We start from the raw sequence: 25,520 nt of genomic DNA, 5'->3' as shown, positions 1-25,520 counted from the left end.
CGTGGACAGGCCAAGGGTTCTCATCGCGGCCGGTCTGGCCGTGCTACTGCTCGCCGGGGTGATCATCGCCAGTCTCGTGTTCGGCTCGCGCGAGCAGACCGCCGAGCCGCCGCCCCCCACGCGCACCGGCCCGGTCGCGCTGGTTCCGGTGCCCGCGCCCGCAGCCGGTTCGGCTGACTGCGGCACTTTGCTGAAGAACCTGCCCGCGTCACTGCAATCGGGTTCCACGGTACTGGCGAAGGCACAGCTCGCCGAACCGGCCCCACCGGCGTCCGCCGCCTGGACAGATCAGCGCTCGGACCCGGTGGTGCTGCGCTGTGGTCTGGACAAGCCGGCCGAATACACCGCGACCGCCAACACCCGGGCGATCGACGGGGTGCAATGGCTGCCGATCGACGGCGAGCAATCAAGCACTTGGTATCTCGTGGATCGAACGGTCTACGTCGCGGTGACGGTTCCGGCGACAGCCGGAACCGGCCCGCTGCAGGACCTCTCCGCCCTGATCGGCAAAACCCTGCCCCGCAAGTCCTAGCGAAGGCCGGTTCCCTTCGCGATGGCGGTGTCGATCAGGGTGGTCACCAGGGTCTGATAGTCCACTCCGGTCACTGCCCACATCTTGGGATACGCCGAGCTGGGCGTGAAGCCTGGCATCGTGTTCAGCTCGTTGACCAGCACCTCGCCGTCCTCAAGGACGAAGAAGTCGACCCGGGCCAGGCCCGCGCAGTCCACCGCCCGGAAAACACGCTTGGCCAAGGCTCGGATCTTCTCGATCACGGCGTCGTCGAACTTGGCGGGGATGTCGAGTTCCAGCGACTCGTCGAGGTACTTGGTCTCGAAGTCGTACCACTCCGCGCTGGAGCGGATCTCGGCCGGCAGCGAAGCCTCGATCCGGCCGTCCGGGAACTCCAGCACACCGCACTCGACCTCACGCGCGACCACACCGGCCTCGATGATCACCTTGGGGTCGACCGCACGGGCGAACGCAATCGCGTCCTCAAGGTCGGTCCAATCGGTGACCTTGGTGATGCCGTGCGATGAGCCCGCGCGCGCGGGTTTGACGAACACCGGCAGGCCCAGACGCTCGCGCTCGGACTCCGGCAGGGTCGCTTCGTCTCGGTGCAATACGGCGTACTGCCCGACCGGCAGGCCTTCGGCTATCAGGAGCTTCTTGGTGAACTCCTTGTCCATCGACACCGCACTGGCCAGTACGCCCGCACCGACGTAGGGCACCCCGGCCAGTTCGAGCAGACCCTGGATAGTGCCGTCCTCGCCGTAGGCGCCGTGCAGCATCGGCAGGACCACGTCCACGTTCGCGAGAACTTCGCCTTTGTCCAGCGCCACGACGTTGGACGCGGCCAGGACCAGCTCAGTCCCGCCGGTCACGCTGGGCAGCGCGCTGCCCTCGATCGCCAGAGTGGCCGCACCCGGCGCGAGGACCCAGCTGCCTTCGGGCGTGATACCGATCGGCAGGACCTCGAAACGCCCGGGATCCACATTGGCGAGCACACTGGCTGCCGAGACGCAGCTGATGGCGTGCTCGGTGCTTCGGCCGCCGAACACGACGGCGACTCGGGTTTTCGGCTCGCTCATGACGCCCGACCCTACCTGTCGTGATTTGCCTGCTTGAGCAGGTCCACGAGCTGGGGCAACACGCCGAGGAGCTCTTCGCGGGAACACGCCGCATATCCGAGCGCGATGCCATGCCAGCGGGCGCGGCCGGCGTGGTGCCTGGTGAGCCCGTCGATCCGGACACCGATCTCTTCGCCACGCGTCCTGACATCCCGTTCGGCACGTCCTGAACCCAACGGCACCACCACATGCGCTCCCGCGTCGTCTCCGAGCACCGCCAACCCTGCCTCGCGCAATGCATCGACCACGAGCGACCGGCGCTCGGAGAGCTCTCGGCGCAATCGCCGCAAGTGCCGTCCGAGATCTCCGTGCCGCGCAAGTTCAATCAGTACGCGTTGCCCCGCAACAGCCGGACCAATTCCCGTTCGATCCCGGAGCTCCAGGATCGCCGACACGACAGCTGGCGGTGCAACCATCCAGCCAGTACCGAGTGTCGGGGTCAGGATCTTGCTCGTGGTTCCCAAATGCACCACGACGTCCGGAGCAAGCGCGGCGAGCAATGGCAATGGCGCCACGTCGTAGCGCAGCTCACCGTCATAGTCGTCCTCTATTACAAGGAAGCCGTCACGACGTGCGCGCTCGACAAGCTCCACGCGGCGTCCGGCAGGCATGCGGCCGCCCAACGGATATTGGTGCGCGGGCGAGCAGTACACCGCTTTGACGCCGTCCGGAACGGAGTCGACGCGGAACCCTTCGACATCCACCGGCGCTTGGACAACATTGAGCCCTGCCGCCGTCATCGCCGCGGCGGCCCGCTGGTAGCCAGGTTCTTCGATCGCGACAGTCGTGCCACGGCCAAGCACCGCGGACGCGAGTTCGGACACAGCCGCGGACGTGCCACCCGTCGCGAGGACCGTCTCGTCCTCGGCGCCGACACGCAATCCGCGGTGCCGCAACAGGTGCTCAGCGACAACTTCGCGGTATTCAGGCAGGCCCGCGCGTTCCGGGCGCATGAGCGGGGGCGCGTCTGCCGCCGCGCGCCACGCGCGTCTCCATGCGGCACGGTCAATTCCTCCTGCCCACGGCGAACCTGGTGTCAGGTCGATGAGCGTTCTGGCCGTCGTGCCGCGCTTGGGCCGTGGCGGCGTCTCGGGGAGGCTGCCGGGCGGGGCTGTCGTTATATATGTGCCGGAACCGTGCTTGCCTGCGATCCATCCCTCGGCGTGCAATTGTTCGTATGCTGCGGAGGTGACGGTACGGCTGACCTGCAGTCTCGTTGCGAGCGCGCGGGTCGACGGCAGACGGTCGCCGCTGCGCAGCCGTCCGTCCGCGGCAGCGGACCGCAACGCGTCGGCGAGCTGAACCGCGAGCGGCATCTCGGACTCGCGGTCGAGTGCGACCGGTGGGGCGGGCGGGTCGGCGGACACCAATTGGCCTTTCCATTTTCGGTCTTTTTGGCCCTTTGATGATGCCACTTCGCTGCCGACACTGGTAGTCGTGACCCGACCTCAGCTGTCCCCCACACCGCGAAGCACAATCAAACGCGGAAAGGAACGCGCCGTCGCCGACCGGGCCGCGCTCGACGCCGTCCTCGACGCCGGACTCATCTGCCACCTCTCGGTCGTCATCGACGGCTCCCCGCTCGTGCTGCCAACCGGATACGGCCGCGACGGAGACACCTTGTATTTGCACGGCTCGTCAGGCGCCCTCACCCTGCGGACCGCCGCGCTCGACAACGACATCTGCGTCGCCGTCACCCACCTCGACGGTGTCGTGTACGCGCGGTCGATGTTCCACTTTTCGGTGAACTACCGATCAGCTGTCGTGCACGGCCGCGCTCGTCTCGTGACTGACGAAGCAGAGAAAATGCACGGCCTCCAGGTGCTGACCGAGCACCTCGCACCCGGCTCGTGGGAGCACTCCCGCAAACCGAACGCGAAGGAGATGGCCAAGACATCAGTGCTCGCGATGTCCCTCGCCGAGGCTTCGGTGAAGATGCGGGGCGGCCCGCCGGCCGACGAAGACGAGGACATCGACGCCAACACCGCCTGGGCAGGCGTACTCCCGATCGCGCAACGGTGGGCGGCACCCGTACCCAGCCCGGACCTGGCACCCGGCTGGGAGATCCCGGCTCACGTCACGGATAGGTACGCATCTCGCGGGTAGTGCGGTACACGTGAATGCTCACCGCCGGGTCCACCCCGTTGTTCACGACCTGGTGCACGTAGTTGGGTGCGAACACCCTGGACTGGCCGGGACGCAAGTCGTGCGTGACGCCCGCGCGCATCACAGTCTCGGTCAGCACACCGGACACAATCGTGAACGCCCCGGTTGCGCTGCCGTGGTCGTGCAGATCCGTCGACTGGCCAGGAAGCCAGCTCATCAACCAGACCTCGTGGTCATCAGTGCGCTCGACAAGCGCGGCGAAGCGCTCGACCGGGTCATACCTCAGCAGGCCCTTCCACCGATCACGGTCAAGCGCGACCTCGGCGGCGATCCGCGACGGATGCTTGGCGGTGAGCGAACCAGCACGAGCAACAGTGTTCTCAGGAACGGCGAACATGGAACTTCCTCGGAAAAATGGGCGCGAAAGAGAGGGCAGCGGGCCGATCACCGAGAAAGACACAGCGCGCTCGCGACGAACCCGAGGTCGATGTGACCCCGTCCGTCAGCCATAGCGCGCATCATGCGAATAGGAAAGCAGCCGAACCCAAGGTCGTCAAATCACGCCCACCAAGTGGACCGCAGTTGTCCACAGGCACCCCATCCATCCACAGTCACCCCTGCTCACCCCCTGTCGCACCCCCACCCCCGATAGACTGGCAGCGGGGCCGCCCCCGGGACTGGGTGGGGGGATGTCTTTTCCATATGAGGGGCCGGAAAAGGCTTACATGGCGGTCGAAAGTCTTGCGGGCGTAGCCGAAGATCCTGTCGGCGGCAGGGGCGCTGCGGCTTCGGCGGTCGAAAGTCGGTGGCTGGGGCTTGGTTCTGGGCTCTGGCCTCGCGAAGTGCCAGGTCCCGCCCGGATGTCAGACCCCGCCGCTACTTTGGCTTAACGGGGGAGCCATCGATGTCGGTTTTTGCCGTGCGGGTCCGGCATCGATGGCCATGCGGCAACTTGCCCCTGTCGTTGAGGTGCGGCCAGTGGGACATCAGAGGCGGTGCACCGCAAAGCAGAAACCTCACGCGCAGCGATGCGGTCAGGTGGTGTTCAGGGCTGCCTGGATGTCTGTGAGCAGGTCGTCGGTGTCCTCGCAGCCGGCTGAGAGGCGGACCAGGCCTGGGGGGACTGGGTCGCCCCATTGGGCGCGGCGGTCGGCGGTCGTGTGCAGGCCGCCGAAACTTGTTGCGGCGGTCACCAGTTTGCTGGCGGCCAGGAAACGGTCGACTACTTCTATGGATGGCAGCGTGAATGTGAGTACGCCGCCGAACCTGCGCATCTGGCGGGACGCCACCGGGTAGGCCGGATCTGCCGGGGCCCCAGGCCATCGGAGGCCCGAGACCAGCGGATGGTCCTGCAATGCCGAATAAAGCGCTGCGGCGTTGGTGGCTTGCCTGGCCAGGCGGAGGTCCAGCGTGCCGAGACCACGGTGTGCGAGCCAGGTTTCGAAGGGGCCCGGGATGCTTCCGTGGACTGTTCGGTGCTGACGGATGCGGGCAGCCAGATCCGCGGACGCGCATGTCACGTGTCCCAGCAGGATGTCGCTGTGGCCGGACAGGGCTTTTGTGTCGCTGGAGACCACTATGTCCGCGCCCAGTTCGAGGGGGCGTTGGCCGAGCGGGGTCGCGGTCGTGTTGTCCACAGCCAAAAGGGCGCCTTCGGCGTGGGCCGCTGAGGCCAATGCGGTGATATCGCACACGTCCAGGCCTGGGTTCGAGGGGGTTTCCAGGAGAACCAGGCCCGCGCCGGCGAACGAGGGCCACGGTCCGGCTGTCGGCACTGCCACCGCGTCGAACGATTGCGCCAGGGTCCGGGTCAGGTAGTAACCGTCCGAAGGCAACACGAGTTTGCCTGTGCACAGCTCCAGTACGGCCGAGATCGCGGCCATCCCGGAGGAGAAAACCACGCATTCGCCGCCGTCGAGGTCTCCTATCGCGGATTCCAGGGCACGCCAGGTCGGGTTGTCGGCACGGCCGTACCCATAGGACGGATGTCCGAGGTGGTAGGCCGTGGCGAACACGGGCGAGGCGAGCAATGGGGTCCCGGGCACGGGATCGGCCATCCCGCCGTGCACGCACCGAGTGCCGTCTCCCAGTGCGGTCACCGTTCCGGCCTGACCTTGCGGCCGATCAGTTCCGCGCCCGCTTCACGCGGGTCCAGGCCGTCGTGGCAGACGCGGTGCACCACTTCGGTGATCGGCATGTCCACTCCGTGCCGCACGGCCAGCGCCCGGATGGACGAACACGATTTCACGCCTTCGGCCACCTGTCCGTGGGTCGCCTTCTGGGCTTCGGCCAGCGACTGACCGCTGCCCAGGCGCTCGCCGAAGGTCCGGTTGCGCGACAACGGCGACGAGCACGTCGCGACCAGATCTCCCAGCCCGGCAAGGCCGGCGAAGGTCATCGGGTCGGCCCCGAGCGCCATGCCCAGCCGCGCGGTCTCGGCCAGTCCCCTGGTGATCAGGGTCGCCAACGTGTTGCTGCCGAAGCCAAGCCCGGACGCCATCCCGCAGGACAGTGCGATCACGTTCTTGCACGCGCCGCCGAGTTCGCAGCCGACCACGTCCGTGTTCGTGTACGGCCGGAAGTAGCCGGTTGTGCTCGCGTGTTGCAGTGCGACCGCACGATCGTGGTCCTCGCAGGCGATCACGGTCGCGGTCGGCTGCTCGTTGGCGATCTCCATGGCCAGGTTCGGCCCGGAAACCACAGCGACATGATTCGACGGCACGCCCGCGACTTCCGCGACGACCTCGCTCATCCGCTTGAGAGTTCCCAATTCCACGCCCTTGGCCAGGCTGACCAGGGTCGCACCGGCCGGTAGCCGCCACTGCGACAGGTTGGCCCGCAGACTCTGGCTAGGCACTGCCAAGATGACTGCCTCGGCGCCCTTCAGTGCCTCCTGCGGGTCCGATGTGGACGTGAGGTTGCCCGGCAGCCGCACGCCCGGCAGGTACTCCGGGTTCTCGTGGCGCTGTGCCACGGCCTCGGCCACATCCGGGCGGCGCGACCACAGCACGACGTCCCGGCCCGCGTCGGCCATCACTTTCGCGTAGGTCGTGCCCCACGAACCCGCGCCCAGTACCGCGATCCGCCTCAGTTCCATGTCAGGAGGCCTTCTTCGGGTTGAAGAAGCCCGCCGGTGCCTGCTCGGCACGGATCTCCGCGAGCAGTGTCTTGACCTCGTTCATGATCACGTCGGTGACCCGCATCAGGGTCGTGTTGGTCGGCGGATCCTCGCCACGGAACTGGGAGAGATCGACCGGTTCGCCGACGTACGTCGTGATTGTCTTGCGGGGGAACGGCCGGAAGGTCTTGGTGTACCCGTTGAGAATGTGGTTGGTGCCCCAGCGCGCGATCGGCAGCACCGGCACGTCGTTGGCCAGCGCGAGCCGGGCCACACCGGGGAACGGCCGCATCGGCCAGGCATCCGGGTCCTTGGTGATCGTGCCTTCCGGATAGATCACCACGATCTTGCCTTCCGCCAGCGCCTCGTTGGCCGCGCGCAGGCTGTCGGCGGCATTGCTCGTGCCGCGGTAGACCGGGATCGTGCCGGCCCCGCCGATGATCTTGCCGGCCACCGGGATGCGGAACAGGCTGTCCTTGGCCAGAAACCGCGGCACCCGCTTGTTGCGGTGCACGAACACGGCGTCGACCACCGGATCGAGGTGCGAGATGTGGTTGAGAACCAAGATCGCACCGCCCTGGCGGGGAATCCGCTCGGCACCCCGTGTCACCCGCTTGCCCAACCAGGTGATCGGGTAGAACACCGCCGCGGCGGTCTTCACCCAGAACCCGTCCTTCTCACGACGCGCCAAGGCTCCTCCTAACGCACAGATGAACGGCCTGAGTCTAGGACTCCGCCACTCCCGCGCTGGGCAACCGGGTTTTCAGGCACTATTAGACGGTGCAGACAGATCTCGTCGTCCCGGTGAAGGCGCTGCCCGACGCCAAGTCGCGGCTGCGTGGCGCTGTCCAGCCGGGCGAGCACACCCGTTTGGTGCTGGCCGTGCTTTTGGACACAGTCACCGCGGCGATCCAGACCGACGGCGTGCGGCGTGTCCTGGTCGTGAGCTCGGATCCCACGGTCGCGAGCGTTCTTGCGGCCGAAGGCTTCGAGTGTGTGCCCGAAGGCCCGGCACGTGGTCTCAACCAAGCGCTGCGGCACGGGGCGGCGATTCTGCGCGAGTCGGATCCAACCGGTCAAATCGGTGCGCTTCAGGCGGATCTGCCCGCGTTGCGGCCGCATGAGCTGGCGGCGGCGATCAAAACCGCCGATGGCAGGCGGGCGTTCTGCGCCGATCGGCAGACCACCGGCACGACTCTGCTGCTGTCGGCTCCCGGCGCGCCTTTGGATCCACGATTCGGCGCGGGCTCGGCGCAGGCGCACGCGGCCTCCGGAGCGTTGCCGCTGACAGACAGTTGGCCTTCGTTGCGGTGTGACGTGGACACGGTGGATGATCTCGCGGTTGCCCGTGATCTGGGTCTCGGCCAGCAGACTTCGGCGCTACTTTGCGCAGTGGCCTGTGGGCCGATCGAGTGTTAACCACGTTGTCCGCCCGCAGATGCGCATCTTGACGAAAAGTGCTGGACAATGCCTGCTGTGAGTACCGACAGCAGCGACCTGAACCCACCGGCCCCATCGCCACCGCCCGCCGCGAGCAAGCCCGAACGGAGCGTCCCCTCGGCACCCCCTGCGGCCACGAGCGCTGCGGTGGCCGCCGACAGCCTGCCCGACGACCGGTACTTCAACCGGGAACTGTCCTGGTTGGACTTCAACGCCCGCGTCCTGGCACTGGCCGAGGACGAGTCCCAGCCCCTGCTGGAGCGGGCCAAGTTCCTGGCCATCTTCGCCTCGAACCTCGACGAGTTCTACATGGTGCGGGTCGCCGGGCTCAAACGCCGCCGGGAGACCGGCCTTTCGGTGCGCAGCGCGGACGGCCTGACCCCGCGCGAGCAGCTGGCGTACATCGCCAAGCGCAACCAGGAACTCGTCGAGCAGCACGCCGCGGCCTTCGAGCAGCGCATCCGGCGTGAGCTGGCCGAGCGCGGGATCCGGATCGTGCGCTGGAACGAGCTGGCCGAGGACGACAAGAAGCGGCTGCACAACTACTTCACCGACCAGGTCTTCCCGGTGCTCACGCCACTCGCGGTGGACCCGGCGCACCCGTTCCCCTATATCTCCGGGCTGTCGATGAACCTCGCGGTGACCGTGCGGGACCCGGATGCCGGCACCGAGCGGTTCGCCAGGGTCAAAGTGCCCGACAACGTTCCCAGGCTGCTGAATGTCGAGTCCAATGGGGACGAATGGAGTGCCACCTTCCTGCCATTGGAGGACCTGATCGCGGCCCATCTCGGTGAACTGTTCACCGGAATGGAAGTCACCGAGGTGCACGAGTTCCGGGTGACCCGCAACGCGGACCTGGAGGTCGAGGAGGACCGCGACGAGGACCTGTTGCTGGCGCTGGAACGCGAGCTCGCGCAGCGCCGCTTCGGCCCGCCGGTGCGGCTGGAGATCGCCAGCGACATGAGTGAGCACATGCAGGAACTGCTGCTGCGTGAGCTGGAAGTCGCCCCCAACGACGTGGTCGTCATCAACGGCCTGCTGGATCTCTCGTGCCTCTGGCAGCTGCATGCCGTTGACCGCAAGGACCTCAAGGACGCGCCGTTCGTGCCCGCGACGCACCCGGCATTCGCCGAGCACGAGACGCCCAAGAGCGTCTTCGCAACGCTGCGGGAAGGCGATGTGCTCGTCCACCACCCGTACGACTCGTTCTCCACAAGTGTGCAACGTTTCATCGAGCAGGCGGCGAGCGACCCGCACGTCCTGGCGATCAAACAGACGCTGTACCGAACATCGGGTGATTCGCCCATTGTGGACGCCCTCATCGACGCGGCTGAAGCGGGTAAGCAGGTCGTGGCCCTGGTGGAGATCAAGGCCCGGTTCGACGAGCAGGCGAACATCAAGTGGGCCAGGGCTCTGGAGAAGGCCGGCGTGCACGTGGTCTACGGCCTGGTGGGGCTCAAGACGCACTGCAAGACCTCGCTCGTGGTGCGCCAGGAGGGTTCCACGATCCGCCGCTACTGCCACATCGGAACGGGCAACTACAACCCCAAGACAGCGCGGCTGTACGAGGACATCGGCCTGCTCACAGCCGAACCGTCGATCGGCGCGGACCTCACCGACCTGTTCAACGTCCTGACCGGATACGCACGTCAGGACACCTATCGAAGCCTTCTGGTGGCACCACACGGAATCCGCCGCGGCATCGTGGACCGAATCGAACAGGAGATCGAACACGCCCGCGCGGGCCGTCCGGCGGGCATCCGGTTCAAGGCCAATTCGTTGGTGGACGAGCAGGTCATCGACGCGTTGTACCGGGCGTCGCAGGCCGGTGTCCGGGTTGATGTGGTGGTGCGGGGAATCTGCGCGCTCAAGCCAGGGATCCCCGGCTTGAGCGAGAACATCTCGGTCCGCTCGATCCTCGGCCGGTTCCTGGAACACTCCCGGGTGTTCCACTTCGCCGGGTCGGGCGAGTTCTGGATCGGCAGCGCGGACATGATGCACCGCAACCTCGACCGGCGCGTGGAAGTGCAGGTCCCGGTACGTAACCCGCGCCTGGTCAAGCAGTTGGACGCGATGTTCGACTCCGCTCTGGACCCGGCCACCCGGTGCTGGGTACTACAGTCCGGCGGCGAATGGGAACCGTCGCCGACCGAACACGAGCAGGTCCGCGACCACCAACGGGAAATGATCGCACTGCACGGGGCACAGGGTTAAAGAGATCGTGGCGCAAAGCTCTATCGCGGCGGCGGGCGCAGTCGTTTGGCGGGACGGGACGGTCGCAGTGGCGCACCGTCCCCGCTATGACGACTGGTCCCTGCCGAAAGGAAAACTCGATCGTGGCGAAACGGTGCCACAGGCGGCGGTCCGGGAAGTGGCCGAGGAGACCGGCTTCGACGTTGTTCTCGGTAGGCACCTGAACACTGTTCGCTATTGCGTGGGCGAGGCGGCCAAACAAGTCGACTACTTCGCAGCACGGGCGATCGGCGGACACTTCGAACCCAACGACGAAGTCGACGAACTGCGTTGGCTGCCGCCGGCACAGGCGGCCGCAATCCTGACTTATCCACAGGATGTGGCGGTGCTGGCCGAGTTCACCCGGCTGCCGGCCGAAACCAGATCTGTGCTGCTCGTCCGGCATGCGAAGGCGGGTAAACGGGAAGACTGGCACGGCCCGGATTCGCTGCGCCCGCTGTCGGCGGCCGGGAAGCGGCAGGCCGACGCACTGCGGGATTTGTTGCCACTGTTCGGTGCCGAACGTATGCATTCCGCGCCGCCTGAGCGCTGCGTGCAGACGATTGCAGGCCTCGCCGGGGATCTGGGTAGGACGGTCGCCGAGGAGCCTTTGCTGGGCGAGCTGGACTATTCGGGCGACCCGGAGGCGGGCCGGCGCAGGCTGCTGGAGCTGGTGGCCGCCGAGGGAACGCCGGTGATCTGCAGCCAGGGCGGGGTGATCCCCGGCCTGATCTGCGCGCTGGCCAAGCAATCAGGCCTTGACCTGCCCGAAGTCCGCGCGAAGAAGGGCAGCCTGTGGGTGCTGTCGTTCGTCCACCCTGGACCTGAGCTGGTCGCCGCGGACTACTACCCGAGCCCGCTGCCCAAGCCCTGACGTGCCGCGAAAGGGCTGCTGAATGCCCTGCTGCGGCGTCAGAGCCGCCCCGCCGCCCAAACATATACACGACAAAGCCGTGAGGGCCACCCAGGCGTCCCCGGGTGGCCCTCACGGCTTTTGAGCTACTGCTTACTTCTTGCGGGTCGCCGGCTTCTTGGCGGCCGCGGCCGAGGTCTTCTTGGCCGTGGCAGCCTTGGCGGCGGGCTTCGCAGCGGCGCGACGAGTCGTCGTCGTCTTTGCTGCTGCGGGCTTCGCGGCGGCCGTCTTGGCAGCAGTCTTGGCTGCCGGCTTGGCGGCGGTCGTCTTCGCCGCGGCGGTGCTCTTACGCGCCGTCGAAGCCGTGGTGCGAGCGGCAGCGGCACGCGTGGTGGTGCCGGTGCTGCGGGTGGTCGCCGACTTGGCGGCAGCCACCTTCGGCAGCTTCTTCGCGCCGCTCACAACCTCTTTGAAGCCCGTGCCGGGGCGGAATGCGGGCACGTTGGTCTTCTTGACCTTCACGGTCTCACCGGTGCGCGGGTTACGCGCGGTACGAGCTGCGCGGGCGCGCTTCTCGAAAACACCGAAGCCGGTGATGTTGACCTTCTCGCCCTTGTTGACCGTCCGAACGATCACGTCGACGAGACCGTCGACCGCAGCGCCTGCGGTCTTCTTGTCGCCCAGGCGTTCCGTGAGCGCCTCGATGAGCTGGGCCTTGTTCACCCTTCTGTCCTCCACTATGACCACATGACGGTTACGGCCTTTTGCGGCCGACTTCTCGCCACCATATGCCGAAAAGCGCGCGACCACCACGCGCCACGCCATATTTTTCCTTAAGAGGTTTGTGATCCGCCCATCGGGGTGACATTTGGCCCCGGAATCAGCCCGTCAGGCAAGGGTTGTGACGGGCTTGAAGGCCGGGCGCGAAGCTTCGAACGAATCGATGGCTCCGGCGTGTCGAAGTGTCAGCGCGATGTCGTCCAGCCCTTCCAAGAGGCGCCAACGGGTGTAGTCGTCGATGGTGAACCCGGCCGTGAACTCCTTCGCTGTGACAAGCCTTTCTCGCAGGTCGACGGTCACTTCCGTACCCGGCTCGGCCTCCAGGAGCTTCCACAGCTGCTCGATGTCGTGCTGTTCGCACTGTGCCGCCAGCAGACCCTGTTTGCCCGCGTTGCCGCGGAAGATGTCGGCGAACCGGGAGGAGATGACCGCCCGGAACCCGTAGTTGGACAGCGCCCAGACGGCGTGCTCCCGCGACGAGCCGGTCCCGAAGTCCGGTCCGGCCACCAGCACGCTGCCCCGGGAGTACGGCTCGACGTTGAGCACGAACTGCTCGTCCTGCCGCCAGGCGGCGAACAGGCCGTCCTCGAACCCCGTCTTGCTGACCCGCTTCAGGTAGACCGCCGGGATGATCTGGTCCGTGTCCACGTTGGACCGGCGCAGGGGTACTCCGACCCCGGTGTGAGTAGTGAACGGCTCCATGACGTGCTCTTCCTTCAGTCCAGGTCTTCGGGGGAGGAGAGGGTGCCGCGAACGGCTGTGGCAGCCGCTACCAGCGGAGAAACCAGGTGCGTGCGGCCGCCCTTGCCCTGCCTGCCCTCAAAGTTGCGGTTGGATGTCGATGCGCTGCGCTCGCCCGGCTTGAGCTGGTCGGGGTTCATGCCAAGGCACATGGAGCATCCGGCGGAACGCCACTCGGCCCCGGCGGTGAGGAAAACCTCGTGCAGACCCTCGGACTCGGCGGCCTGACGGACCCGCATTGAACCGGGGACGACCAGCATCCGTACTCCGGTTGCGACCTTGTGCCCGCGCAGCACGTCCGCGGCGGCCCGCAGGTCCTCGATCCGGCCGTTGGTGCAGGAACCGAGGAAGACGGTGTCGACCGGGATGTCCCGCAGCGGCGTGCCCGGCTTGAGGTCCATGTAGGACAGGGCCTTCTCGGCAGCGGTGCGCTCGTTCTCGTCGGCGATCTGCTCCGGGTCAGGAACGTTTTCGGACAAGGGCAGGCCCTGACCGGGGTTCGTGCCCCACGTCACGAAGGGGGTGAGCTCGTCGGCGTCGAGGTGGACCTCGTGATCGAAGACAGCGTCATCATCGGTGCGCAGCTGCTTCCAAGCGGCCACAGCCTCATCCCACTGCTCGCCCTGAGGGGCGTGCTCGCGGCCCTTCAGATACGCGAACGTGGTTTCGTCCGGCGCGATGAGCCCGGCGCGGGCGCCGGCCTCGATGGACATGTTGCACACGGTCATCCGGGCTTCCATCGACAGCTCCTCGATGGCACTGCCGCGGTACTCCAGGACGTAACCCTGGCCGCCGCCGGTACCGATCTTGGCGATGACGGCGAGGATGATGTCCTTGGCCGTCACGCCGGGGCGCAGCGAGCCCGAGACGTTGATCGCCATCGTCTTGAACGGCCGCAACGGAAGCGTCTGGGTGGCCAGCACGTGCTCGACCTCGGACGTGCCGATGCCGAACGCCATCGCGCCGAACGCGCCGTGCGTGGATGTGTGGCTGTCGCCGCAGACCACGGTCATTCCCGGCTGGGTCAGACCGAGCTGCGGGCCGATGACATGCACGATGCCCTGCTCGTCGTGGCCCATCTGATACAGCGGGACGCCGAACTCGGCGCAGTTGCGGCGAAGAGTCTCGACCTGGGTACGGGAGACCGGATCGGCGATCGGCAGCTGGATGTCGACCGTCGGCACATTGTGATCCTCGGTCGCCACAGTGAGATCGGTGCGGCGAACCGGGCGGCCGGCCTGACGCAGGCCGTCGAACGCCTGCGGGCTGGTCACTTCGTGCACGAGGTGCAGATCGATGTAGAGGAGATCCGGCTCGTCGCCGTCGCCTCGACGTACTACGTGTGAGTTCCACACTTTCTCAGCGAGCGTGTGGCCCATCGCTCCTCCAACTGATTGCTTGGAAATGTGGTGGTTCCCGCATACTGGACATCTCAGATATCGGGAAGTTAGTATCGGTGTGTGGGACAGCATAGCGGAATCGGGGTACTGGACAAAGCAATGGCCGTGTTGCAGGCCGTTGCCAAGGAACCCTGTGGCCTGGCGGAACTTTGCACGAAAACCGGTCTGCCGCGGGCGACCGCGCACCGGCTCGCCGTCGGCCTGGAAGTACATCGGTTGCTACGCCGAGGTTCTGACGGCAGGTGGCGCCCAGGCGCGGCCCTCTCGGAACTGGCGGGCGGCGCGACCGACCCACTGCTGGACGCCGCGAACGCAGTCCTGCCAAGACTGCGGGACATCACCGGCGAAAGCGTGCAGCTCTACCGCCGTGACGGGATGCACAGAATCTGCGTCTGCGCCGCCGAACCCCCAAGCGGTCTACGCGACACAGTGCCAGTGGGAGCCCGTCTCCCGATGACCGCGGGCTCCGGTGCGAAGGTCCTTGCCGCTTGGGCAGATCCCGGCACCCAGCGAGCACTGCTGAACGACGCGGTCTTCGGAGAGCGTGCCCTGCTTGAGGTCCGCCGCCGGGGCTGGGCACAATCCGTTGCGGAACGTGAGCCAGGAGTGGCCAGTGTGTCGGCACCGGTGCGTGATGGACAAGGGAACGTTGTGGCTGCTGTGTCGGTTTCCGGCCCCATCGACCGAATGGGCCGCAGACCAGGCTCCCGCTGGGCAGCCGACCTCCTCGCCGCCGCCGACGCCCTCCACAACCGACTCTGACCCCCACCCCCGGGCCCCCACCCGGGGGTGTCTCCATTGGACATCCACTTCGGACATCACCGCGATCGCGACACTCCACCTGAGAAGGCATCTACCCCGCTGCTGTGATTGCGGCTCCTCATCTGTTGAGAGATATGCCCTGCCGGGCAGGCAAACCTCCCTCAGATGAGGACGGAAGAGCGGTTCGCGCCCCCACCCTCGATCGGCCTGCCCAGGGTAACCACACAAGCCCAGGGCACCGCACGCTTCCGACCGCCGGCGCCATCCAGTGTCAATGCATGTCGCTGAAAGGCGGCTCGGGTCTGAGGTTGGGTTTCGTTGCTGGGCGCCGGGCTTGGGCTGGTCGCCGCTGCTCTGCGGTGCCCTGAGCTTGTGTGATCAGGCTTCGCCCAGGCCGACCGAGGGTGAGGACACTCAGGGGCGAACCTTGGTGCGCTAACGCGCTTTCGAAGCTTCCTCGGGCGCCAACCGACGCTCTTTGAGTCCGGGCCCGCCAGAACCTCTCCGCCGTTGCACGCCACCCCTCAGCACACCACGCAGTTGGAGCGAGCCCCTTGTGATTGCGCATGCTTCACGATGTGAGCCCTCACGCTGGAACAGATCCCCAAGCTGCCCTGGCTGGAGCGCAACCCAAAGCCGCGACCCCTGCGAAAGCAGGCCCCAAGCCAAAATTTGAGGAGGAGACGAAAGCCAAACAATGTCCCGCAGCAAAAACCCAACCCAAGCAAAAACACGTGCGCCCGGGGGTTTGGCGGCTGGGCCCCCAAAATAATAGCGAAGCGAGCTATGGAAAGGTGCGAAACACCGACCATAGCTCGCCCACTCGCGTAGCCCCGACGGGATTTGAACCCGCGCTACCGCCTTGAGAGGGCGGCGTCCTAGGCCGCTAGACGACGGGGCCAGGAACTTTCTTGTTCTTTTTTACTGAGGGAATCCTAGCACGTGGTGCTGGGGACTCTCTCGCTGGGGTACCAGGACTCGAACCTAGACTAACTGAACCAGAATCAGTCGTGCTGCCAATTACACCATACCCCACCGGCGTCACTGACTGCTGTCCTTGGCGCCGGAACAGATAGTAGACCACCGCCCGGGGGCCCGAAAATCGGGGGTCAGGCTCGGGGCGATGGGACCGTCAGCGAGGGGGTGACGTACTCGCTGACGAGCAGGGACGGCAGCTCGGAAAGGTCTGGGATGACGTGCACACCCTGGGGGACGCGGCTGGTCGGGAGGTCGTCGCGGTCGAGCCAGATCGCGTGCAGGCCGGCTTCGTGGGCGCCGATGGCGTCCAGGTCGAGGCGGTCGCCGACGTGCACTGTCTGCTCTGGGGGGACCTGAAGTTGCTGGCAGGCGGCGTGGAAGATCTCCGGGCGGGGTTTGGAGACGCCGAGCTCGCCGGCGATGACCACGGCGTCGAAGAAGCGGGTGAGGCCGAGGCAGGCCAGTTTGTCGCGCTGGGCCGGGCCCGAGGCGTTCGTCACAGCGGCGAGTTTGAGGCCGGCCGCGCGCAGCCAGTCGAGGCAGGCCAAGGTGTCGGGGTAGAGCTGCCAGCCGCTGCACATCTGGGTCTGCCGGCGATCTTCGAGCATGGCCACGGTCTCGTCGTCGAGCAGCACTCCCAGGTCGGTCAGGAATGCCTTGGTCCGCTGCATACGCATCGTGCGGGGATCAAGTTCGCCGGATACCGCACGAGCGACGTACTCGTCTGTCGTGTGCTGCCAAGCGGGCCACATGTCATCTCGGCCGATCAGCGCGAATAATGCGGATCTGGCGGCCGAGGTGAAATCGACGAGGGTGTCGTCGATGTCCAGACAGACCGCCGCGATTACCGGTGGATTGGCCACCGATCCGAGAAGGTCGGACCGCAACTCCAGCGCTGATGCCATCCAGGAACGATAGGCGTGTCACCCCTGTTTGCGATTCGGCTAACGAGGTGATTGTTGGGTCACTGACACGGTTAAGCCCCCTTGTCGCCAAGGGGGCCAAACTGCCTGTATCGGATCGACGACCCTCAGGCGTTACGTGCCTGCCTCATGCGGGTGAGAGTTCTCTCACGACCCAGCAACTCGAGCGACTCGTACAGCGGCGGCGACACCGTGCGGCCGGTCACCGCGACCCGGACCGGAGCGAACGCCTTGCGGGGTTTGAGCCCCAGACCGTCGATCAGGGCCGCCTTCAACGCTTCCTCGATGGCCGGTGTAGTCCAGTCGGACACCGCTTCAAGGGCCGCGATCGCCGCGTCGAGCACGGGGTGTGCGTCCTGGCCAAGGGCTTTGGCCGCCGAGTCGGGCTCGGGGGCGAAGTCCTCTTCGGACTGGAACAGGAACCGCACCATTCCCACCGCGTCCGACAGCACGATCAGGCGTTCCTGAATCAGCGGCGCGGCCGCGGTGAACAGCGTTCGCTGCTCGTCGGTCGGTTTCTCGGCGATGAGTCCCGCGGCCGCCAGGTAAGGCAGGGTCCGCTCGACGAAATCGTCCTGGCCGAGCGCACGCAGGTGGGTGGCGTTGATGGCCTCGGCCTTTTTCAGGTCGAAACGCGCCGGGTTGGAGCTGACCTTGCCGATGTCGAAGGCCTGCACCATTTCGGACATGCTGAAAATGTCCCGGTCCTCGGCAATCGCCCAGCCCAGCAGCGCCAGGTAGTTCAGCATGCCTTCGGGCAGGAACCCGCGCTCCCGGTAGGCGAACAGGTTCGATTCGGGGTCCCGCTTGGACAGCTTGCGGTTGCCCTCGCCACGCACCAGCGGCAGATGCGCATAGTCCGGGATGGACTCCGCCACGCCGATCCGCTGCAACGCCGCGAAAAGCGCGATCTGCCGCGGCGTGGACGGCAACAGGTCCTCGCCGCGCAGGATGTGGGTAATACGCATCAACGCGTCGTCGACCGGGTTGGTCAACGTGTACAGCGGCGCGCCGTTGGCCCGTACCAGAACAGGGTCAGGCACGCTGCCAGCCTTGAAGGTCACCTCGCCACGGATCAGGTCCTGGAAGGTGATGTCCTCGTCGGGCATCCGCAGCCGCAGCACCGGTTCACGGCCTTGCGCGCGGAATTCGGCCTTCTGCTCGTCGGTCGTGTGCCGGTCGGCGTTGTCGTAGCCCAGTTTTGTGTCCTGGCCCGCGGCCCTGCGCCGCTCGTCGACCTCGTCGGGACTCGAGAAGGACTCGTAGAGCTCGCCGGCTTCCAGGAGCCTGCGGGCGACGTCGGTGTAGATCTCACCGCGCTGGCTCTGGCGGTACGGCCCGTGGTCGCCGCCGACCTCGGGGCCTTCGTCCCAGTCGATTCCCAGCCAGGTCAACGCGTCCAGCAGAGCGTTGTAGCTCTCCTCGGAGTCCCGCGAGGCGTCGGTGTCCTCGATCCGGAAGACCAGCTCACCACCGTGATGCCGGGCGAAGGCCCAGTTGAACAGGGCGGTACGGATCAGACCGACATGCGGGGTGCCGGTCGGTGAAGGGCAGAAGCGGACTCGTACGCCCGCGAGAGGTGGCGTGTTGTTCATAACAGGGGTGAGCCTAACCGGGTGACGGCGACTTGACGTCACAGCCCGACAAGAGCACCCTGAAGTTATTCAACTGCTGTTGAAAATTGGAAGGGGTTCGAGATGGAGCGCACGACCTGCGCGATCGTCGGGGGCGGACCGGCCGGCATGGTTCTCGGGCTGTTGCTGGCGCGCGCCGGTGTGGAGGTCACCGTGCTGGAGAAGCATTCCGACTTCCTGCGGGACTTCCGCGGCGACACGGTGCACGCCTCGACGATCCGCATGATCGACGAACTGGGGCTGGGCAAGCAGTTCCGGCAGTTGCCGCAGTCGAAGGTGGAGACCATCGGTTTTCCCGCAGGCGACCGGGTCCAGGTGCTCGGGGACATCAGGCGGCTACGCGCGCCGTACAACTACATCGCGATCGTGCCGCAGTGGGACTTCCTCGATCTGCTGGCGGACGCGGGCAAGCAGGAGGCCACGTACACACTGCGGATGAACACCGAGGTCACCGGCCTGCTCAAGGACGGCGCCAAAGTCACCGGCGTGCGGTATCGCACAACCGACGGCACCGAAGGCGAACTGCACGCCGACCTGACTGTCGCGTGTGACGGACGATCGTCGGTGCTGCGCGAGGAAGCCGGGCTGGTGCCGGAGGAATTCCCGGTGCCGCTGGACGCGTGGTGGTTCCGGCTGCCACGCGACGAGCGCGACACCGGTGGACTGGGTGACATCCAGTTCCGGATCGGCGACCGCGAACTGCTGCTGATGATCAACCGGGACCACTACTTCCAGATTGCCTACCTGGCCCGCAAGGGCAATGACCCGCAATTGCGTGCGGAAGGACTGCAGGCGTTCCGAGATCGCGTGGTGCGCATCGAGCCCGATCTGGCCGACAAGGTCGGTGCAATCCAGAGCATGGACGAGGTCAAAGTGCTGGACGTCAAGCTCAATCGCCTGCACCAATGGCACCGGGACGGCCTGCTTTGCATCGGGGATGCCGCGCACGCGATGTCGCCGGTCGGTGGTATCGGCATCAACCTCGCGGTGCAAGATGCCGCAGCCGCAGCGGCATTGCTGGCGAAACCATTGCTGGAGCGGAAGGTGCAATCCGAGGATTTGGCGAAAGTACGCCGACGCAGGTGGCTGCCAATGGTCGTGGCCCAGGGACTGCAACGCTTCCTGCACGCGAAGGTGCTCACCCCGGTGCTGGCGGGTAAGCGCACCACGTACCCGAAGACGCCGACAATCCTGACGAGGCTCCTGCCGCCACTTCGAGCAGTTCCGGCATACATCGTGGCGATCGGGGTGCGTCCGGAGCATGCCCCCGACTTCGCCCGCCGCTAAGAGAAAAACCTGTGCCCCCAATGCCACATTGGTGGCATCGGATGCCACCAATGTGGCATTGGGGGCACAGGAAAGCTGCTACTTGGTGACCACCGGGTTGGTGAGCGTGCCGATGCCCTCGACAGTCACCGACACGGACTGGCCGTCCTTCATCGGGCCGACGCCTGCGGGAGTGCCGGTCAGGATCACGTCACCGGGCAGCAATGTCATCACCCGCGTGATCCATTCGATCAATTCGGGGATGTCGTGCAGGAGCAATGAGGTCCGGGAGTCCTGCTTGACCTCGCCGTCCAGCTCGGTGCGGATGGCCAGGTCCTCGGCCTTCAGCTGGGTCTCCACCCACGGGCCGAGCGGGCAGAAGGAGTCGTGGCCCTTGCCACGCGTCCACTGTCCGTCGGCCTTCTGCTGATCGCGGGCGGTCACGTCGTTGCCGATCGTGTAGCCGAAGATGACCGACGCGGCCTTCTCGGCGGGCACGTCCTTGCACGGCTGGCCGATCACGACCGCCAGCTCGCCCTCGAAGTCCACTCTGGACGAGTCGGCGGGCAGCTTGATGGCCGCGTTCGGGCCGATCACGCTCGTCGACGGCTTGATGAACATCACAGGGTCGGCAGGCGGCTCGCCACCCATCTCGCGGGCGTGGTCGGCGTAGTTCTTGCCGATGCAGACGACCTTGGTCGGCAGCACCGGAGCCAGCAGCCGGACGTCGGCGAGCGGCCACTTCCGCCCACTGAACGTGGGCTTCACGAACGGCTGTTCGGCGATCTCCAGCGCGACTTCCTGGCCATCCGCGTCGCCAAGCGCCGCGTAGGCGAACCCTTCGGAGTGGGCAATACGAGCAATACGCACGGCTCACTTTAACGTCCGCGATGCCGGCCTACCGGTCGACGGGGTGAGTTCACGAAGCTGAATGGTGGATTGTGCCCGCCGAGCACCGCGCCGATGCTGAGACGATGCGCAAAACCTTGACCACACTGGCTTTCGCCGGTCTGTTCGTGCTCGGCGCCACTCCGGCCACCGCCGCGGGGCCACCCTATTGGAACGGCCCCTACGACACTCAGCCCGGCTGCATCGAGGCCCGCGACGGCTGGCGAGAGGCCGGCGGCGTCGCCGGTGGTTGCACCTACAAGGAAGTCCCGTCCAGAGGCAACGGCTACTACTTCTCCTACTGGCCCATGCCTTAGGAAAGATCCGCAGAGCCGTGACCAAGCCAGATCAGGCGTGCGTCGGCCCCGATCTGATGTGAGCGCAACGCCTGACTGGCTGAATCGGACCCGAAGGTCGTGCCGTCGCAGTACCAGAGGACCGCGCCGGGCGGATCGTCGAACTCGATGCCCCACGCGATGAAAGTGTCGCCGTCGCAGATCTTGTCGTGCCGCACGCCACAGATGGCGAAAAGGCGCGGAGCGGTGGCCTTCGCCTCATCAGCAAGTCCCTGCAGTACAACTTCCGCCAGAGTCACCTGACTGACGTTAGGCTAGACGTTCTATCCACTCAACTACTCGATCGAGTGACGACAAGTCGAGCCCGACTCAGGGAAACTTGAGTCATGGCAAGGAATGACCCCTCTGCGTTGCGCTGGCTGGTGGGCATCGAGCTGGCGCACCACCGCCGGCAAGCGGGCTTGTCCCTGTCTGAGGCGGCCGAGAAGTCGGGCGTGGGCAGACCCAAGATCGGCCATATGGAGACCAGCAAGTACATCCAGTGGCCAGCGGATGTCGCCACCCTCATGTCCACATATGGCGCTGCGAAGCACGACGCGGACCGCCTGGCATCGCTGGCGGGAACCACAGCTGGAAAGTCCTGGGTGGCCCCTTGGTCGAATATTGTGCCGGACTGGTTCAGAACTTTCGTGGGGCTGGAGGGACTGGCGGAAAACGAGTTCGTGTTCGAGCCGATCCTGCTACCAGGGTTGCTTCAGACTGCGGACTATGCCGAAGCGGTGACTGAGGCCACCGGCTTTGTCCGGCGTGACCATAGCGAACGGTTTGTGTCGTTTCGCTTGGCCCGGGCCAAGCGGCTCACCGACGATGATCCATTGAACCTGCACGCAGTGATAGCGGAAGGCGCTCTGCGGCTGGCAGTAGGTACTCCCGAAATCCGGCGGGCTCAGCTCAAACACCTGCTCGCGTTGGCCAAACTGCCCAACGTGACTATCCAGGTGGTGCGACCTGAAGATGGTCCGCATGCCGCGAACACCGGTCATCTCGTCGTGCTGGATTTCGCCCAAGCACAGTCCATCGCCTACGCCGAACGAGTGGATGGCGCCGTCTACATACAGGATCCGGCCGATGTCCGGACCTATAAAATGGCAGTCGAGAATCTCAAATCGGTCGCTCTCTCGCCTGCGAAGTCACTGAGCCGGATCAGAGAGTTGATCGACTGAGCCAGGCCTGGAGGGCGCCATGCGCTGGAGGAAGAGCAGCTTCAGTGGCAACAACGGATCTTGCGTTGAAGTCGCGTGGGCCAAGAGCAGTTTCAGCGCCAACAACGGAGAGTGCGTCGAGGTTGCTGCTCTCGCTGACCTCGTCCTGACCCGGGACTCCAAGAACTCGGGCGGCCCAGTCCTCGCGTTCGAACGCTCGGCTTGGGCCGCCTTGCTCTCTGCCTTGGCTCAGGCCGGCTGATTCTCCCGTAGCGCCTTGTGCACCAGGGCGTCACACATGGCCAGCCAGCTGGCCTCGACGATGTTGCCGTGCACGCCGACGGTAGTCCACTCCTGCTTGCCGTCGGTCGATTCCACGAGCACGCGTGTCACCGCATCGGTGCCGTGCTGGTCGGTGAGGATGCGGACCTTGTAGTCCGCCAGCTCGACCTGGTCCAGCCACGACAAGTGCGGCAGCAACGCCTTGCGGAGTGCTGCGTCCAGTGCGTGCACCGGGCCGTTTCCTTCTGCCGTCGCGATCACACGCTCCCCCGCGACATGCACCTTCACCGTTGCCTCAGAGACCACCGTTCCGTCCACGTGGTGGTCCAGGATCACTCGGTACGACTCGAGCACGAACGGCGGCGAGTCCACAACGGACTTCTCCGCCTCCGCCACCTCACCGCGCAGCAACAGTTCCAGTGACGCGTCCGCAGCCTCGAAGGACCAGCCGCGGGCTTCCATCTCCTTGACCTTGCGCACCGCGCTGGTCAGTGCGGCAGGCCGGCCGGCCAGGTCAACCCCGAGCTCACGTCCCTTGAGCTCCAGGCTGGCCCGACCGGCCATCTCGGTGACCAGTACCCGCATGTCATTGCCGACGACGTCCGGATCGATGTGGTTGTAGAGCTCCGGATCGACTTTGATCGCGCTCGCGTGCAGGCCCGCCTTGTGGGCGAACGCTGAGGACCCGACGTAGGCCTGGTGGGTGTCGGGTGCGAGATTCGCGATCTCGGCAAGGGCATGGGAGACACGGGTGAGCTCGGCCACGCTTGCGGTGGGTAGCACCGGCATGTCGAGCTTGGTCACGAGGTTCCCTACAACGGCGAACAAGTCGGCATTGCCGGCCCGCTCGCCGTAACCATTCGCGGTGCATTGCACGTGACTTGCACCGGCTTGAACCGCCGCGACGCTGTTGGCCACGGCGCAAGATGTGTCGTCCTGACAGTGGATGCCGACCCGGAAACCGGTCCGGGCGATCACTTCGCGGACGGTGTCGGCCAATTGCAACGGCAATTGCCCCCCATTGGTGTCGCAAAGCACCGAGACATCCGCGCCCCCGTCCATGGCAGCGGTGAGCACCCGCAGCGCGCAATCCGGATCAAAGGCGTAGCCATCGAAGAAATGCTCCGCGTCCAGGAAGACGCGCCGTCCCTCCCCGGTCAGGAACGCGACCGTGTCGCGAACCATCTCGCACGCCTCGTCCACATCGGTCTTCAGCGCCAGCTCGATGTGCCTGCGGTCCGACTTCGCCACAAGCGTGATGACCGGGGCCTGCGAGTCGAGAAGGGCACGTACCTGCGGATCTTCCGCTGCCGTCGTCCCCGCCCGGCGCGTGGAACCGAACGCGACGAGCGCCGCGTGCCTGAGCTCCAGCTCTCCCCCGGCAGCACGTGCAAAGAACTCGGTGTCCTTGGGCAACGCACCGGGCCAGCCACCCTCGATGAAACCGACCCCAAGCTCATCCAGCAGGCGCGCGACCGCGAGCTTGTCGGCCACGGAGTAGGAAATGCCCTCCCGCTGAGCCCCGTCGCGCAACGTCGTGTCGTACACGTGGAAGTCGTCGCCGAGCGGAGTGCCGGCTGGGGTCTTGCGGGTCACGGGTCTCTCCTGGTGTCTATGCCGGGTGGGTTATGCCGGACAAACAAAAAACCTCCCGCAAGATGCGAGAGGTCGGCGCGCCGGGGATGAGTGCTGGCTATCCGGCGCGCTGGTCGATAATGATCACGGCATACGCGGTCATGCCCGGCATCAAATCACACCCCGCCCCGCCATACCAACCCACGGGCGCAAATTCCCACTTTCTGGGAGGCCGTCAGCCCCGCAAACAGGCAAAGCCGCCTTCACAACCTGTGAAGGCGGCCTTGAGCTGCGGAGACTAAGCCGTGGTGCGCGTAGAGGTGTTGGAGGACACCAGGGCGGCCAGGCGGTCACCGATGGCGTACGTGCCGCCGGGTGAGGCGTGGTCGCGGGTCGCCAGGTCGAAGGCCACGGAGGCCTCGATCCGGCGGGCGGCCTCGCGCTCACCGAGGTGGTCCAGCAGCAGGGCGACCGAGAGCACGGCGGCTGTCGGGTCGGCGATGCCCTGGCCGGCGATGTCCGGGGCGCTGCCGTGTACCGGCTCGAACATGCTCGGGTTGCGGCGGGTGATGTCCAGGTTGCCGGACGCCGCCAGGCCGATGCCGCCGGTCACGGCCGCCGCGAGGTCGGTGAGGATGTCGCCGAACAGGTTGTCGGTGACGATCACGTCGAAGCGGCTGGGGTCGGTCACCATGTGGATCGTGGTCGCGTCCACATGCTGGTACGCCACCGTGACGTCCGGGTGCTCGAGTGAGACCTCCTCGACGACCCGCGACCACAAGGACCCGGCGTGCGCGAGCACGTTGGTCTTGTGCACCAGGGTCAGGTGCTTGCGGGGGCGGGCCGAGGCGCGGGCGAACGCGTCACGGACCACACGTGCCACACCGAACGACGTGTTGACGCTGACCTCGGTCGCGATCTCGTGCGGAGTGTCCTTACGCAGCAGGCCGCCGTTGCCCGCGTAGAGACCTTCCGTGCCTTCCCGCACGACGATCATGTCGATGTCGCCTGGGTCGGCGATCGGGCTACGTACGCCCGGGTACAGCCGCGCCGGGCGCAGGTTCACATGATGGTCGAGCTCGAACCGCAGCCTCAGCAGCAGTCCGCGCTCGAGGATTCCGCTTGGCACAGAAGGATCGCCGACCGCGCCGAGCAAAATGGCGTCGTGTTCCCGCAGTTCGCCGAGAACCGACTCAGGCAGCAGCTCCCCCGTCGCGTGCCACCGAGCGGCGCCGAGGTCATACCGCGTGATCTCAGCACTCGGAACGACCTCGCCGAGCACCTTGAGAGCCTCGGCGATCACTTCCGGCCCGATCCCGTCACCGGGGATCACCGCGAGCCGCATGCAGACACCTCCGTGGATACAGGCCCTGACATCGGGCCGCACAGTTCAGGGAAGGCTACCCGCACCCTCC

At 66.2% G+C, this 25,520-nt stretch carries 25 protein-coding genes and 2 tRNA genes; 10 read left to right on the top strand and 17 right to left on the bottom strand.

Features of this window, described 5'->3' with window-relative positions:
* The first annotated feature begins 1 nt into the window (after position 1).
* Positions 2–532 carry a DUF3515 domain-containing protein gene (locus JOF56_RS20170; protein WP_307855171.1) on the top strand — a complete coding sequence of 177 codons (531 nt, stop codon included), beginning with the start codon at positions 2–4 and terminating at the stop codon, positions 530–532.
* On the opposite strand, the gene JOF56_RS20165 is transcribed toward JOF56_RS20170, so the two are convergent.
* On the bottom strand, positions 529–1,590 hold the full coding sequence (locus JOF56_RS20165) for a D-alanine--D-alanine ligase family protein (RefSeq protein WP_209640427.1): 1,062 nt from the start codon (positions 1,588–1,590) through the stop codon (positions 529–531). The genes JOF56_RS20170 and JOF56_RS20165 overlap by 4 nt on opposite strands.
* An 11-nt stretch (positions 1,591–1,601) precedes the next feature.
* The gene (gene pdxR, locus JOF56_RS20160) at positions 1,602–2,996 is read right to left on the bottom strand and encodes a MocR-like pyridoxine biosynthesis transcription factor PdxR (RefSeq protein ID WP_372448051.1); all 1,395 of its coding nucleotides are present in this window, start codon (positions 2,994–2,996) and stop codon (positions 1,602–1,604) included.
* Between the two features lie 70 nt (positions 2,997–3,066).
* Here pdxR and JOF56_RS20155 point away from each other — a divergent pair, with 70 nt between their 5' ends.
* On the top strand, positions 3,067–3,735 hold the full coding sequence (locus tag JOF56_RS20155) for a pyridoxamine 5'-phosphate oxidase family protein (RefSeq protein ID WP_209640426.1): 669 nt from the start codon (positions 3,067–3,069) through the stop codon (positions 3,733–3,735).
* Here JOF56_RS20155 and JOF56_RS20150 read toward each other — a convergent pair.
* The 4 genes from JOF56_RS20150 to JOF56_RS20135 form a co-directional block, all read right to left on the bottom strand.
* Positions 3,707–4,132: a cysteine dioxygenase gene (locus JOF56_RS20150; RefSeq protein ID WP_209640424.1), complete on the bottom strand. Its 426-nt coding sequence runs from the start codon at positions 4,130–4,132 to the stop codon at positions 3,707–3,709. The genes JOF56_RS20155 and JOF56_RS20150 overlap by 29 nt on opposite strands.
* Before the next feature lie 637 nt (positions 4,133–4,769).
* A complete protein-coding gene (locus JOF56_RS20145; protein WP_209640421.1) occupies positions 4,770–5,834 on the bottom strand; it encodes a cystathionine gamma-lyase in 1,065 nt (354 codons plus the stop codon).
* On the bottom strand, positions 5,831–6,832 hold the full coding sequence (locus JOF56_RS20140) for an NAD(P)H-dependent glycerol-3-phosphate dehydrogenase (protein ID WP_209640419.1): 1,002 nt from the start codon (positions 6,830–6,832) through the stop codon (positions 5,831–5,833). Before JOF56_RS20140 ends, JOF56_RS20145 begins: the two co-directional genes overlap by 4 nt.
* A gap of 1 nt (position 6,833) precedes the next feature.
* Complete coding sequence (locus tag JOF56_RS20135) at positions 6,834–7,544, bottom strand: lysophospholipid acyltransferase family protein (protein WP_209640416.1); 711 nt, start codon at positions 7,542–7,544, stop codon at positions 6,834–6,836.
* Positions 7,545–7,633: 89 nt separating this feature from the next.
* On the opposite strand from JOF56_RS20135, the gene cofC reads away from it, so the two are divergent.
* The 3 genes from cofC to JOF56_RS20120 are packed head-to-tail and all read left to right on the top strand — an operon-like array spanning position 7,634 to position 11,399.
* Entirely contained in the window at positions 7,634–8,272 is a 639-nt protein-coding gene (cofC, locus tag JOF56_RS20130) for a 2-phospho-L-lactate guanylyltransferase (RefSeq protein WP_209640413.1), read from the top strand.
* Positions 8,273–8,320: 48 nt separating this feature from the next.
* Positions 8,321–10,507: an RNA degradosome polyphosphate kinase gene (locus JOF56_RS20125; RefSeq protein WP_209640410.1), complete on the top strand. Its 2,187-nt coding sequence runs from the start codon at positions 8,321–8,323 to the stop codon at positions 10,505–10,507.
* Positions 10,508–10,514: 7 nt separating this feature from the next.
* Positions 10,515–11,399 carry an NUDIX hydrolase gene (locus JOF56_RS20120; RefSeq protein ID WP_307855170.1) on the top strand — a complete coding sequence of 295 codons (885 nt, stop codon included), beginning with the start codon at positions 10,515–10,517 and terminating at the stop codon, positions 11,397–11,399.
* 132 nt (positions 11,400–11,531) lie between these two features.
* Here the strand turns inward: JOF56_RS20120 and JOF56_RS20115 are convergent, their stop codons facing one another.
* The 3 genes from JOF56_RS20115 to leuC form a co-directional block, all read right to left on the bottom strand.
* The gene (locus JOF56_RS20115) at positions 11,532–12,101 is read right to left on the bottom strand and encodes an HU family DNA-binding protein (RefSeq protein WP_504739854.1); all 570 of its coding nucleotides are present in this window, start codon (positions 12,099–12,101) and stop codon (positions 11,532–11,534) included.
* Positions 12,102–12,266: 165 nt separating this feature from the next.
* Positions 12,267–12,860 (bottom strand): 3-isopropylmalate dehydratase small subunit, encoded by a 594-nt coding sequence (gene leuD, locus JOF56_RS20110; RefSeq protein ID WP_209640404.1) that lies wholly within the window; start codon positions 12,858–12,860, stop codon positions 12,267–12,269.
* A 14-nt stretch (positions 12,861–12,874) separates the two neighbouring features.
* On the bottom strand, positions 12,875–14,278 hold the full coding sequence (leuC, locus tag JOF56_RS20105) for a 3-isopropylmalate dehydratase large subunit (protein WP_209640401.1): 1,404 nt from the start codon (positions 14,276–14,278) through the stop codon (positions 12,875–12,877).
* A gap of 81 nt (positions 14,279–14,359) precedes the next feature.
* Between leuC and JOF56_RS20100 the strand changes: the two genes are divergently transcribed.
* Positions 14,360–15,061 (top strand): IclR family transcriptional regulator, encoded by a 702-nt coding sequence (locus JOF56_RS20100; RefSeq protein WP_209640386.1) that lies wholly within the window; start codon positions 14,360–14,362, stop codon positions 15,059–15,061.
* Positions 15,062–15,889: 828 nt separating this feature from the next.
* Here JOF56_RS20100 and JOF56_RS20095 read toward each other — a convergent pair.
* From JOF56_RS20095 to gltX, 4 genes are all read right to left on the bottom strand, one after another.
* Positions 15,890–15,962, bottom strand: a tRNA-Glu gene (locus tag JOF56_RS20095).
* Between the two features lie 62 nt (positions 15,963–16,024).
* Positions 16,025–16,096: transfer RNA gene (locus JOF56_RS20090), tRNA-Gln, on the bottom strand.
* Between the two features lie 74 nt (positions 16,097–16,170).
* Entirely contained in the window at positions 16,171–16,944 is a 774-nt protein-coding gene (locus JOF56_RS20085; RefSeq protein WP_209640383.1) for an HAD family hydrolase, read from the bottom strand.
* A gap of 125 nt (positions 16,945–17,069) precedes the next feature.
* A complete protein-coding gene (gene gltX, locus JOF56_RS20080; RefSeq protein ID WP_209640380.1) occupies positions 17,070–18,557 on the bottom strand; it encodes a glutamate--tRNA ligase in 1,488 nt (495 codons plus the stop codon).
* 102 nt (positions 18,558–18,659) lie between these two features.
* On the opposite strand from gltX, the gene JOF56_RS20075 reads away from it, so the two are divergent.
* Complete coding sequence (locus JOF56_RS20075; protein ID WP_209640376.1) at positions 18,660–19,883, top strand: FAD-dependent oxidoreductase; 1,224 nt, start codon at positions 18,660–18,662, stop codon at positions 19,881–19,883.
* 78 nt (positions 19,884–19,961) lie between these two features.
* Here JOF56_RS20075 and JOF56_RS20070 read toward each other — a convergent pair whose 3' ends face one another.
* Positions 19,962–20,732 (bottom strand): fumarylacetoacetate hydrolase family protein, encoded by a 771-nt coding sequence (locus tag JOF56_RS20070; RefSeq protein WP_209640373.1) that lies wholly within the window; start codon positions 20,730–20,732, stop codon positions 19,962–19,964.
* A gap of 104 nt (positions 20,733–20,836) precedes the next feature.
* On the opposite strand from JOF56_RS20070, the gene JOF56_RS20065 reads away from it, so the two are divergent.
* On the top strand, positions 20,837–21,067 hold the full coding sequence (locus JOF56_RS20065) for a hypothetical protein (RefSeq protein ID WP_209640369.1): 231 nt from the start codon (positions 20,837–20,839) through the stop codon (positions 21,065–21,067).
* Here JOF56_RS20065 and JOF56_RS20060 read toward each other — a convergent pair.
* A complete protein-coding gene (locus tag JOF56_RS20060; RefSeq protein WP_209640366.1) occupies positions 21,064–21,345 on the bottom strand; it encodes a hypothetical protein in 282 nt (93 codons plus the stop codon). The two genes, JOF56_RS20065 and JOF56_RS20060, sit on opposite strands and share 4 nt — an antisense overlap.
* Positions 21,346–21,456: 111 nt before the next feature.
* On the opposite strand from JOF56_RS20060, the gene JOF56_RS20055 reads away from it, so the two are divergent.
* Both JOF56_RS20055 and JOF56_RS20050 read left to right on the top strand, forming a co-directional pair.
* Positions 21,457–22,269, top strand: coding sequence for a helix-turn-helix domain-containing protein (locus JOF56_RS20055; protein ID WP_245378319.1), 813 nt, complete (start codon positions 21,457–21,459; stop codon positions 22,267–22,269).
* Between the two features lie 19 nt (positions 22,270–22,288).
* Entirely contained in the window at positions 22,289–22,510 is a 222-nt protein-coding gene (locus tag JOF56_RS20050) for a DUF397 domain-containing protein (RefSeq protein ID WP_209640360.1), read from the top strand.
* On the opposite strand, the gene cimA is transcribed toward JOF56_RS20050, so the two are convergent.
* Positions 22,498–24,126, bottom strand: a complete 1,629-nt coding sequence (gene cimA / locus JOF56_RS20045) for a citramalate synthase (protein ID WP_209640357.1) — start codon at positions 24,124–24,126, stop codon at positions 22,498–22,500. The genes JOF56_RS20050 and cimA overlap by 13 nt on opposite strands.
* 277 nt (positions 24,127–24,403) lie before the next feature.
* The gene (locus tag JOF56_RS20040) at positions 24,404–25,450 is read right to left on the bottom strand and encodes a 3-isopropylmalate dehydrogenase (RefSeq protein WP_209640353.1); all 1,047 of its coding nucleotides are present in this window, start codon (positions 25,448–25,450) and stop codon (positions 24,404–24,406) included.
* Positions 25,451–25,520: the final 70 nt, after the last annotated feature.

Origin of the sequence: Kibdelosporangium banguiense, assembly GCF_017876405.1 — a bacterium.
GTDB lineage: Bacteria > Actinomycetota > Actinomycetes > Mycobacteriales > Pseudonocardiaceae > Kibdelosporangium > Kibdelosporangium banguiense.
This window is presented reverse-complemented; position numbering and strand designations above follow the sequence as displayed.

Coding starts and splice junctions, on each gene's coding strand:
- JOF56_RS20165 (WP_209640427.1), bottom strand. CDS start 1,590: ATGAGCGAGCCGAAAACCCGAGTCGCCGTCGTGTTCGGCGGCCGAAGC.
- JOF56_RS20150 (WP_209640424.1), bottom strand. CDS start 4,132: ATGTTCGCCGTTCCTGAGAACACTGTTGCTCGTGCTGGTTCGCTCACC.
- JOF56_RS20140 (WP_209640419.1), bottom strand. CDS start 6,832: ATGGAACTGAGGCGGATCGCGGTACTGGGCGCGGGTTCGTGGGGCACG.
- JOF56_RS20125 (WP_209640410.1), top strand. CDS start 8,321: ATGCCTGCTGTGAGTACCGACAGCAGCGACCTGAACCCACCGGCCCCA.
- leuD (WP_209640404.1), bottom strand. CDS start 12,860: ATGGAGCCGTTCACTACTCACACCGGGGTCGGAGTACCCCTGCGCCGG.
- leuC (WP_209640401.1), bottom strand. CDS start 14,278: ATGGGCCACACGCTCGCTGAGAAAGTGTGGAACTCACACGTAGTACGT.
- JOF56_RS20085 (WP_209640383.1), bottom strand. CDS start 16,944: ATGGCATCAGCGCTGGAGTTGCGGTCCGACCTTCTCGGATCGGTGGCC.
- gltX (WP_209640380.1), bottom strand. CDS start 18,557: ATGAACAACACGCCACCTCTCGCGGGCGTACGAGTCCGCTTCTGCCCT.
- JOF56_RS20075 (WP_209640376.1), top strand. CDS start 18,660: ATGGAGCGCACGACCTGCGCGATCGTCGGGGGCGGACCGGCCGGCATG.
- JOF56_RS20065 (WP_209640369.1), top strand. CDS start 20,837: ATGCGCAAAACCTTGACCACACTGGCTTTCGCCGGTCTGTTCGTGCTC.
- JOF56_RS20050 (WP_209640360.1), top strand. CDS start 22,289: ATGCGCTGGAGGAAGAGCAGCTTCAGTGGCAACAACGGATCTTGCGTT.
- JOF56_RS20040 (WP_209640353.1), bottom strand. CDS start 25,450: ATGCGGCTCGCGGTGATCCCCGGTGACGGGATCGGGCCGGAAGTGATC.